This window comes from Bradyrhizobium uaiense (assembly GCF_010811875.1).
Lineage (GTDB): Bacteria > Pseudomonadota > Alphaproteobacteria > Rhizobiales > Xanthobacteraceae > Bradyrhizobium > Bradyrhizobium uaiense.
The window spans coordinates 1-9,880 of sequence record NZ_VKHP01000308.1 but is presented as its reverse complement, the minus strand read 5'-3'; the positions used below and the strand labels follow the sequence as shown (position 1 = coordinate 9,880).

Annotated in this window: 7 protein-coding genes and 2 pseudogenes; 5 read left to right on the top strand and 4 right to left on the bottom strand. The window is 65.3% G+C overall.

What is annotated here, in order from left to right; translation table 11 throughout:
- The first annotated feature begins 619 nt into the window (after nt 1-619).
- Together FNJ47_RS41315 and FNJ47_RS41310 are read left to right on the top strand one after the other, a co-directional pair.
- Nucleotides 620-1,816, top strand: coding sequence for an acetyl-CoA C-acyltransferase (locus FNJ47_RS41315; protein ID WP_163161939.1), 1,197 nt, complete (start codon nt 620-622; stop codon nt 1,814-1,816).
- A 209-nt stretch (nt 1,817-2,025) separates the two neighbouring features.
- A complete protein-coding gene (locus tag FNJ47_RS41310; protein WP_163161938.1) occupies nt 2,026-3,330 on the top strand; it encodes an MFS transporter in 1,305 nt (434 codons plus the stop codon).
- Nucleotides 3,331-3,366: 36 nt separating this feature from the next.
- On the opposite strand, the pseudogene FNJ47_RS41305 reads toward FNJ47_RS41310, so the two are convergent.
- Nucleotides 3,367-3,588 (bottom strand): annotated as a pseudogene (locus tag FNJ47_RS41305) (acetoacetate decarboxylase family protein); the annotation flags it as partial.
- A gap of 104 nt (nt 3,589-3,692) precedes the next feature.
- Between FNJ47_RS41305 and FNJ47_RS54880 the strand changes: the two are divergent.
- Nucleotides 3,693-4,096, top strand: a pseudogene (locus FNJ47_RS54880) (DUF3734 domain-containing protein).
- Nucleotides 4,097-4,245: 149 nt separating this feature from the next.
- Here the strand turns inward: FNJ47_RS54880 and FNJ47_RS41295 are convergent.
- Both FNJ47_RS41295 and FNJ47_RS41290 read right to left on the bottom strand, forming a co-directional pair.
- Nucleotides 4,246-5,805 carry an acyl-CoA carboxylase subunit beta gene (locus FNJ47_RS41295; protein WP_163161937.1) on the bottom strand — a complete coding sequence of 520 codons (1,560 nt, stop codon included), beginning with the start codon at nt 5,803-5,805 and terminating at the stop codon, nt 4,246-4,248.
- Complete coding sequence (locus FNJ47_RS41290) at nt 5,735-6,709, bottom strand: IclR family transcriptional regulator (RefSeq protein WP_163161936.1); 975 nt, start codon at nt 6,707-6,709, stop codon at nt 5,735-5,737. Before FNJ47_RS41290 ends, FNJ47_RS41295 begins: the two co-directional genes overlap by 71 nt.
- 131 nt (nt 6,710-6,840) lie before the next feature.
- On the opposite strand from FNJ47_RS41290, the gene FNJ47_RS41285 reads away from it, so the two are divergent.
- Nucleotides 6,841-7,062: an acyl-CoA carboxylase biotin carboxyl carrier protein subunit gene (locus FNJ47_RS41285; RefSeq protein WP_076860467.1), complete on the top strand. Its 222-nt coding sequence runs from the start codon at nt 6,841-6,843 to the stop codon at nt 7,060-7,062.
- A gap of 283 nt (nt 7,063-7,345) precedes the next feature.
- Nucleotides 7,346-9,205: a glutaminase A gene (gene glsA / locus FNJ47_RS41280; RefSeq protein WP_163161935.1), complete on the top strand. Its 1,860-nt coding sequence runs from the start codon at nt 7,346-7,348 to the stop codon at nt 9,203-9,205.
- Nucleotides 9,206-9,406: 201 nt separating this feature from the next.
- On the opposite strand, the gene FNJ47_RS41275 is transcribed toward glsA, so the two are convergent.
- A complete protein-coding gene (locus tag FNJ47_RS41275; RefSeq protein ID WP_347341788.1) occupies nt 9,407-9,760 on the bottom strand; it encodes a carboxymuconolactone decarboxylase family protein in 354 nt (117 codons plus the stop codon).
- Nucleotides 9,761-9,880 lie beyond the last annotated feature (120 nt).

Here is a 9,880-nt window from a genome sequence, read left to right as displayed (position 1 = left end):
CCCGCTGCGGCTTGCGCAGACGCGGCTCGCCCGCGGGCGCCGCATCAGTTCGCGGCTTCGGCTGCTCGGGCAGCTCTCCAAAAAGCTTGTCTTCAGCCATCTCGCGCTTCCTGCAATTCTGCCAGTGTAGGGAATCACATCCGCTATCGCTCCGGCTACATTTTTTGCCCCAGCCACAAAAAATTCACATGCTCTGAGGTGCGAGCCTCTTCGGCGAGCCTCGAAGGATCGACGGCCACCAGCCGGGCCGCGCATCCTTCGAGGCTCGCTCCGCTCGCACCTCAGGATGACGGTTCGAGAGCTTTCGCCGGGACGACGATATTTGGCAATGGACCGCGCAACCCATTCGCTGTCGTCCCGGCGAAGGCCGGTACCCATAACCCCAAATGCTGCTTGTTGCGCGATGGCGGAACGACGAATTCACCGACAACATCCGCCGCGGCGTATGGATCCCGGCCTTCGCCGAGACGACAGCCGCGCTGGAGGAAGATCGCGCGCCATCATCCGCCCACTCATGCGAACACGACATTTTGTCATGACCGGCGGAGTTGCATTTTTTGCGCTGCATCATATGATGCATATAATTCAATCAGATTCCAGCATTGAACGGAGTTCCGCCATGGCATCCAGCGCCAATCCCGTCGTCATCCTTTCCGCCGCCCGCACCCCGCTCGGCCGCTTCATGGGCGAACTCACGCCGCTCGCGGCGCACAAGCTCGGCTCACACGTGATCGGCGCGGCGCTCGAGCGCGCAAAACTGGCGCCTGAACGCATCGACGAGGTGTTCATGGGCAACGTGCTGCCCGCCGGCCAGGGCCAAGCGCCTGCCCGCCAGGCCGCGCGCGGCGCCAAGCTGCCCGATGCCACCGGCGCCACCACCGTGAACAAGGTCTGCGGCTCCGGCATGAAGGCGACCATGCTGGCCCACGACATCATCAAGGCCGGCTCGGCTGAGATCGTGCTGTCCGGCGGCATGGAGAGCATGAGCAACGCGCCCTATCTGCTGCAGAAGGCGCGCGGCGGCTATCGCGCCGGCCACGACCGCATCATCGACCACATGATGATGGACGGGCTCGAGGACGCCTATGAAACCGGCCGCTCGATGGGCGATTTCGGCGAGGCGACCGCGGAGGCCTATCAGTTCACCCGCGCCGACCAGGACGCCTTCGCGATGGAGACGCTGAGCCGCGCCCGCAAGGCGGTCGAGAGCGGCAGCTTCAAGGCCGAGATCGCGCCGATCACGCTCGCCGAGAAGGCCGGTCCGCGCATCATCGCCAATGACGAGCATCCGCTGAAGGTCGATCCGGCCAAAATCCCCGGCCTGAAGCCCGCGTTCCGCGCCAACGGCACCATCACGCCGGCCGCCTCCTCGGCCAACGCCGACGGCGCCGCGGCGCTGATCCTCAGCCGACGCTCGATTGTCGACCGCGACGGATTGCCGGTGCTGGCCGAGATCAAGGGCCACGCCACCCACAGCCAGGAGCCGCAATGGTTCACCACGGCGCCGATCCCGGCGATCAGAAAACTGCTCGACAAGGTCGGCTGGAGCGTCGGCGACGTCGACCTGTTCGAGATCAATGAAGCGTTCGCGGTGGTCGCAATGGCGGCGCAACGCGACCTCGGCATCCCGCGCGATCGGCTCAACATCAATGGCGGCGCCTGCGCGCTCGGCCATCCGATCGGCGCCACTGGCGCGCGACTGATCGTGACGCTGCTGCACGCGCTGGAGGCGCAGAACCTGAAGCGCGGCGTCGCGGCGCTGTGCATCGGCGGCGGCGAAGCCACCGCGATCGCCGTGGAGCGGGTCACGCACTGATCCCGCGTACCGTCATCGCGAGCGAAGCGAAGCAATCCATGTCTCGGCGCTGGCCGAACCATGGATTGCTTTGTCGCCATTGCTCCTCGCAATGACGGCAGGGCGTAGCGAGTCCGAAAACGAGGGAACAATGTCATTTTAGACATGGCGCTCTCGTGCCATATTGTGCATCACGAATAGTACCCTCATCGCATTTCATCCGGGGCCCAATGATCTCGAACTGGCTTGCTTCCACCCTCGCCCGCCGCAATATCCACTACGGCTGGGTGATGGTCGCCGTGACGTTCCTTGCCGCGCTGATCTCGGCCGGCACTGTCGGCGCGCCCGGCGTCTTCATCGTGCCCTTGCAGAAGGAATTCGGCTGGTCGACCGCCGAGATCTCCTCGGCACTGTCGATCCGCTTCATCCTGTTCGGGCTGATGGCGCCGTTCGCCGCCGCGCTGATGAACCGCTACGGCCTGCGCAACGTGACGCTGGCGGCGCAACTGATCGTGGTCTCCGGCCTGCTGGCCTCGCTCGCCATGACGCAGGTCTGGCAGCTGATCGCGCTGTGGGGCGTCGTGATTGGGATCGGCACCGGCATGACCGCGCTGGTGCTCGGCGCGACCATTGCCACGCGCTGGTTCGTGGCGCGGCGCGGCCTCGTGATCGGCATGCTCACCGCGAGCGTCGCGACCGGGCAGCTCGCCTTCCTGCCGCTGCTCGCCACGATCACGGAGCGCTATGGCTGGCGCGTCGCGCTTGGATTCGTCTGCATCATGCTCGGCGTCGCCGCCTTTGCGGTGCTCATGCTGTTGCGCGACCGGCCGAGCGATGTCGGCCTGCGTCCGTTCGGCGACGAGGGAGCCGCGCCCCTTCCCGCGCCGCCGCCGGCCACCGCGCCGATCATGGCGGCTGCACTCGGCGCGCTGCGCGACTCCTCGAGATCGTCGGTGTTCTGGATCCTGTTTGCGACCTTCTTCGTCTGCGGCGCCTCGACCAACGGCCTCGTCCAGGTTCACCTGATCCCGATGTGCCTCGATTACGGCATCCCGCAGGTGCAGGCCGCGAGCCTGCTCGCCGCGATGGGCATCTTCGATTTCTTCGGCACCATCATCTCGGGCTGGCTGTCGGACCGTTACGACAACCGCTATCTCTTGTTCTGGTATTACGGCCTGCGCGGCCTCTCGCTGCTGTATCTGCCGTTCTCCGACTTCACGTTCTACGGGCTGTCGCTGTTTGCCATGTTCTACGGCCTCGACTGGATCGCGACCGTGCCGCCGACGGTGCGGCTCACCGCGCAGCGCTTCGGTGCCGAGCGCGCCAACCTGGTGTTCGGCTGGATCTTTGCCGGCCATCAGCTCGGCGCCGGCGCGGCCGCATTCGGTGCGGGCGTGTCGCGCACGGTCTATGCGAGCTATCTGCCGGCGTTCTTCATCGCGGGCGCGCTCTGCGTCGGCGCGGCGGTGATCACGCTCGCGATCGCGCGGCCGCAGCCGAAGCCGGCGGTGGAGCCGAAACCGGCGGCGGCCTGAGGCCGCTGCCCGCTTCAGTCTGTGTCGGCGACCGCGCTACTCTGCCGCAAGGCCGGTCGGCACTGCCGCCTCGGCGGCTTCCTTGTTGTAGTCGTGCACCACGCGGCCGAACGGCAGCGTCAGATCGGCGATGTAGTGATGCGCGGCGACGACGCGCTTGACCGGGAAGTCGGCGACCGGTGCGTTGACGTGCGGCACGAGATGCAGCCGGCCCGGCCCGATCCACGAGCCCTTGACGACGATGTCGGTCAGGTTGATGGGATGGCGGTATCGTCTCCAACACGCCGCTGCAGCATTTGCTCGACCAGGAAGACAACGCGAACTCGCTGGTGTTCCAGGTCGACCTGTTCTCGGCGCGCGGGATGCTGCCGCGCGACATCCAGGACGTGATGGCCCGGCACAAGGACATCATGTATTCGTCGCGCACCCGCTACAACACCGACGTCTACCGCAAGACCTACAATCTGCGCACCGCCCTGCATAACGCGCTGGGAAAATCCCGGACGACCAATTGTCGGAAGAGGAACGCCAGCTCAAGAAGGCGAACAGCCGGCTGCCGGGGATCACGCTGCTGCAGCTGATCTATCAGCAGAAGGCCTATGAGGGCGACGCCAAGGACCACGAATTCTCCGGCACCTCGATGCGCGAGCACTGGGCGAGCGGACACGAGGACACCAAGCGTTCTTTGAAGCGGCGTGAATGGATCAAGATGCCCGAGAACGGCATGGGCATCGTGATCCACGACGTGCATCGGGAGGCAGAGTAGTAAGCGGACGCTCCTTCACCGTCATTGCGAGCGAAGCGAAGCAATCCACGCCTCCCCTCAGGGATAGATGGATTGCTTCGTCGCTTCAGCGCAAAATTGCTTTGCAATTTTGTCGCGAGCTCCTCGCAATGACGGCGGAGGAAAAGCCCTTACGGCCGCGTCGACATGTTGCTCGGCGGCCCCGCCTTGCGGATCGGCTCGGCCAGACGCGCGAACTCGCAGAGCAGCGAGCGCGTCTTGCGCGGGTCGATCACCTCCTCGACCCAGAACTTCTCGGCCGAGCGGAACGGCGAGCGCAGCTTGTTGAGCCGATCCTCGATCTCGCGCAGCTTGGCGGCGGGATCGGCGGCGGCATCGATCTCGGCGCGATAGGCGGCCTCGATGCCGCCTTCGAGCGGCAGCGACCCCCAATAGGCCGACGGCCAGGCGTAGCGCATCGAGAAGCGGTTGGCCGGCTGATGCACCACCCCGGCGACCCCGAAAGCGTTGCGGATGATGATCGTGCACCACGGCACCGTGCTCTGGTTCACCGCGGCCATTGCCCGCACGCCGTGGCGGATGGTCGCCGACTTCTCCGCTTCGAGCCCGATCATGAAGCCGGGGCAGTCCATCAGATAGACCACCGGCAGATGGAAGGTCTCGGCGAAGTCGACCCAGCGCACCACCTTCTGGCACGCGTCCGAAGTCCACGAGCCGCCGTAGTGGAAGGGATCGCTGGCGAGCAGCAGCACCGCCCTGCCCTCGATCCGCGCCAGCCCCGTGATGACCGGCCGGCCGAAATTCGCGGCGACCTCGAAGAACGAGCCCTTGTCGACGACGGCCTCGATGATCGGCCGCATCTTGTAGACTTGCCGCCGGTTGCGCGGCACGGCCTTCAGCAGCGATTCCTCCGCACGTTCCGGATCGTCGGTGCAGGGAATGGTCGGCGGCAGGTCGTAGACCGACGCCGGCAGATAGGACAGGAAACGCCGCGCATAGTCGAACGCCTCCTCTTCCGTCTCGACGGCCTGATCGATCGCGCCGGCGCGGGTCTGGATATCGGCGCCGCCGAGCTCCTGCTTGGTCAGATCCTGCCCCAGGCGCTTCACCACCGGCGGGCCGGCGACGAACATCGCGGAGCTCTTGGTCATGACCGAGTAATGCGTGGCCGCGAGCCGCGCGGCGCCCAAGCCCGCGACCGAGCCGAGCCCGAGACCGACCACCGGCACGCGCGCCAGATTGGCGGTCGTGTACCAGTACCAGCGCGTGCCGCCGACCCCGCCGGGCAGATTGGCGGCGCCCCTGGTCTCGATCGTCTTCACCGAGCCGCCGCCGCCGGAGCCTTCGATCACGCGAACGATCGGCAGGCGGAAATCATGCGCCATCTCCTCCGCCATCAGCGGCTTGGCGGAAATCGATGCATCCGCCGAGCCGCCGCGCACGGTGAAATCGTCGCCGACCACGACCACAGTGCGGCCGTCCACCCGGGCGCGGCCGAACACGCAGTTTGCCGGCGTCAGATTCTTGAGTTCGTTGCTCTCGTCGTATTCGGCGATGCCGGAGATGGCACCGACTTCGTGAAAGCTGTTCTGGTCGACGAGCTTGTCGATGCGCTCACGAACCGTGAGCCGGCCCTGGTCGCGTTGCCGCTTGACCTTGTCAACGCCTCCCATCTCCCGCGCGAACGCTTCGCGCCGGGCGAGGTCGTCGAGTTCCGGCTTCCAGTTCATTCACTGCTCCCGTCTTGATGATTTTGTTGTTGTTATGGGTGGTCACCGGAAGCGACTTGCGTTCGATCCGATTGCTGAAGATGTCGCCGTCGGCGCCTTCGAGCAGGCTGCCGAGTGCGGCGGCGAGCTCGACCATTTGCGGCGCGACCTCGCGATGCAGCCGCTGCTCGTCATACATTGCCGAGAGCAGGCCGATCGTGGTGACCACATAGGTTTGATATTGCGGCGACCATAGCGGCACCGCGACGCCGTTGATGTGCGGGCTCCACAGGCCGCAGGCGACGACGTAGCCGTGCTCCTGCAAATGACGGCGGTTGGCCTCGATGCGCGGCGTCAGCATCTTGGCGCCGTTGGGCAACTCGCCTTCCATCTCTGCGATCAGCGCGTCGCCGATCGCGGGATCGAGCGCCGCGGTGTAGGCGTGGCCGGCGGCGGTGGTCGCCATCGAGATGCGGCTGCCGGTGGCCTCGTGCAGCCCGAGCGCATTCGCCGCGCGGGCGAACTCCAGATAGACCAGATGAAAGCGGTCGGGGATGACGAAGCCCACGGTGCCGGGCAATTGATCGGCGACATCCTGCAAACGCAGCCGGATCAGATTGCGAAGCTGCAGCCCCTTCATCATCGTGGTGCTCATCGCGACCGCACTCGGGCCGATGCGATATTTCTGATCGCGCGGCAGATAAACGAGCTGTCCCATCCGCGTCAGCGTGTGCGTCAACCGCGACACCGTCGAACGCGGCAAGCCGCAGCGGTTCGAGATTTCGAGATTACCGAGCCGCGCCTCGTGTCCCTCGAAGCACCTCAACACATCGAAGGCGCGCGACACCACCTGGATCACATCGTCATCGCCAGTCTCACTGGCGAGCACTCCCTGCCTGCTTAGCCGTTCCGAGCGCCGTCCCATTTTGTTTTGGCTCCATTCCGTCATGCGGAATAAAATTCCACTTGCAGATGAAGCTACCTCAGGCAATCTGCCGCCACAACAAAAAGCCGTTCGCCGGATGAAATTTCCGCAACACGGTATCGGAGAGTGGAATGCCAGAGATCAAGGTTGTGACCGAAGTTGCCGGGCGCGTTTGCGCGCTTCCAGTTGAAGCCGGCAACAGCATCGGCGATGGCGACGAGATCGCGTTCGTCGAAGCGATGAAAATGGAGATTCCGGTCACGTCGACGACGGCAGGCAAAATCAAGTCGATTCTGGTCAAGATCGACGATGTCATCGCTGAAGGCCAGGCCATCGCGATCGTCGAGACTTGAGCGGCGGACCGTCAGGCCGCCCCGCGCGGACCAAATTCCCAGATGCCACATCCCGGTCCGCGGCTCCTCAGGAGCCGCAAAGGGTCGCATGCTGTTTCGCGTTCGAAACATTCCCGGCTCAGAAGTTTCGTATAACGAGACAATTGCCGAGCAACCGCTCGTTTTATGAACATCTGTTCGAAAACCGACAGCCCACCGGCCCGCGCCTGCTCGGGCGCCGCACAGCTGACGTCGCTGCGCGCTCGGTTGCGTGCGCCCTGATTGCGTTGCACAACAGGAGGCGATGAAACAATCGCCTCCTCCCGTCACCGCCAGCACGATCAACTGGGCCCGCTCGCAGCCGCCGCTGCTGCGGTTTCTGCACACTTGTTATGCAGACTTCCTTCCGGAGGCGGCGGGCACGGTCGCCGACTACATCCCGGAGCTCGGCAAGGCCGACCCTGCCCATTTTGGCATCAGCCTTGCGACGCTCGACGGCCATGTCTACGAGGTCGGCGACACCAGGGTGCCCTTCACCATCCAGTCGATGTCGAAGCCGTTCGTGTTCGCGTTAGCGCTGGACACGCTGGGCGCCGAGCGGGTGGAAAGCGTGATCGGCGTCGAGCCGTCCGGCGACCCCTTCAATTCGATCCGGCTCAACGCCGAGAACCACCCGTTCAATGCGATGGTGAATGCCGGCGCGATCGCCTGCTCCGGCCTGCTCCATGCCGACAAGGGCGACGGTGCATTCGACTACATCCGCCAGGCACTCGGCCGCTTCGCCGGCCGCGAGCTCGACGTCGACGAGGCGGTCTACACTTCCGAGAGCGCCACCGGCGACCGCAACCGGGCGATCGGCTATCTCCTGCGCACCAACAGCGTGATCACCGACAACGTGCCCGCGGTGCTCGACGTCTACTTCCGGCAATGCGCCATCCTCGTCACCGCGCGCGACACCGCCGTCATGGCGGCGACGCTGGCCAACCACGGCATCAATCCCGTAACCGGCGAGCAAGTGGTGACGCCCTACGCGATCGCGCGCACGTTGTCGGTGATGACGTCGTCCGGGATGTACGACTACGCCGGCGAATGGATCTACCGCGTCGGCATCCCTGCCAAGAGCGGGGTCGGCGGCGGCATCCTGGCGGCGCTACCGGCCCGGCTCGGGCTCGGCAGCTACTCGCCGAAGCTCGACAAGCACGGCAACAGCGTGCGCGGCATCAAGGTCTGCGAGGCGCTGTCGGCACACTACGACCTGCATATGCTCAACCGCAGCGACGATGCCCGCCACAGCATCATCGCCGACTACAATATCGGAAAGAATCCGTCGCGGCGGGTACGCCGGCCGCAGGAACAGGAGATCCTGGCAAAGCACTTCCAGGAGGTGCGCGTGATCGAGCTGGTCGGCACGCTGTCGCTGTCCAATGTCGACTACGTCTCGCGCCGCCTCGCCGGCAGCCCGCGTCCGGAGTTCGTGATCTTCGACCTGCGCCGCGTCACCGCGACGACCCGCGCGGGCGCCAGGCTGGTCGCGGAGGCCTTCCAGGAACTGGCCGAGCTCGGCGTCACCGTGATCCTCTCGGGCATCAAGCGGACCTCGCGCGAGTGGAGCACGATCAGCGAGTGGACCAACCGGCTCGGCAATATCAGGGATTTCTACCTGCTCGACACTGCGATCGAGTGGGCGGAAGACCAGATCGTCTACCGCTACGGCGGCTCGATCGATTTCCTGGAGACGACCGAACTTTCCGAGCAGCCGCTGCTCGCCGGATTGAGCGAGGCCGAAATCGCCGACCTCACCTCGCTCTGCACGGTCAGGACCTATCAGCCGAATGAGAAGATCATCGCCGCGGGCAGCGAGGCCGCCTCGCTGTTCTTCCTGCGCAGCGGCGTGGTCCACGTCACCCTGCCCGACGGCATCCGCCTCGCGACACTGACCGCAGGCATGGCGTTCGGCGAGATGGCGCTGTTGGAGCCGAAGCGCTCGGCCGACGTCGTCGCCGACATGTCGGCCTCCGCCTATGAGGTGGCGATCGGGGATTTCGAGCGCTTCCGCGAGCAGCACCCGCGCGCCGGCGAGCGCATCATGCGCAACCTCGCGCAGATCCTCGCCGAGCGGCTGATCGTGGCGAATGCGAAGGTCGATCTGCTGACGTCGGGGTAGTTCTACTCCCTCGCCCCGCTCTTGCGGGGTCGAGACGAGCGAAGCTCGCTCTTAGAGGGTTGGGGTGAGGGGCTGCTTCAGCAAAACGACTTGTAGCGGAACTCGCGAAGGCTCCCCCTCACCCGGATCGCGTTCCGCTACGCTACATGCACTCCGGCCTCTCCCCGCAAGCGGGGCGAGGCAAGAAAGCGCGACGTGCGTCTAGCTCACCACTTCCGTCACCGGCTGCGTGTCGATCTCGAACGTCTCGAGAAACTTCGAGGTCATGATGTAGAAGCCGACCGAGAGCTGCAGCTCGATCAGCGCCCCCGGCGTCAACAGCGCCGCGATCGCCTGGAAGGTCGCATCCGTCGGCTTCTTCAGCTTGACGATCTCGTCGGTGAAGGTCAGCGCCGCGCGCTGCACCTCGCTGAAGCAGGTCGCGGACTGCCAGTTCTCCAGCGCAGCGTTCTGCTCGTCGGTGACGCCGACATTCTTGCCGATGCGCTTGTGCGCGACGATCTCGTAAGGCGCCTCGCAAAGAATGCCAGTGCGCGTGATCGCAAGCTCGCGCACCCGCGAGATCCTCGACAAGAACCGCAATGCCAACATCTTCCGCATGATGGCGCACTCGCCGAGCTATTTTGAGCAGTACTGCCGGCTCGGCGGCGCGATCCGCCACAAGGGCGAGCTCGA

Excerpts from the sequence above, each read along its gene's own strand:
- FNJ47_RS41285 (WP_076860467.1), top strand. The coding sequence starts at position 6,841 with ATGCCAGAGATCAAGGTTGTGACCGAAGTTGCCGGGCGCGTTTGCGCG.
- FNJ47_RS41310 (WP_163161938.1), top strand. The coding sequence starts at position 2,026 with ATGATCTCGAACTGGCTTGCTTCCACCCTCGCCCGCCGCAATATCCAC.
- FNJ47_RS41295 (WP_163161937.1), bottom strand. The coding sequence starts at position 5,805 with ATGAACTGGAAGCCGGAACTCGACGACCTCGCCCGGCGCGAAGCGTTC.
- glsA (WP_163161935.1), top strand. The coding sequence starts at position 7,346 with ATGAAACAATCGCCTCCTCCCGTCACCGCCAGCACGATCAACTGGGCC.
- FNJ47_RS41290 (WP_163161936.1), bottom strand. The coding sequence starts at position 6,709 with ATGGGACGGCGCTCGGAACGGCTAAGCAGGCAGGGAGTGCTCGCCAGT.
- FNJ47_RS41315 (WP_163161939.1), top strand. The coding sequence starts at position 620 with ATGGCATCCAGCGCCAATCCCGTCGTCATCCTTTCCGCCGCCCGCACC.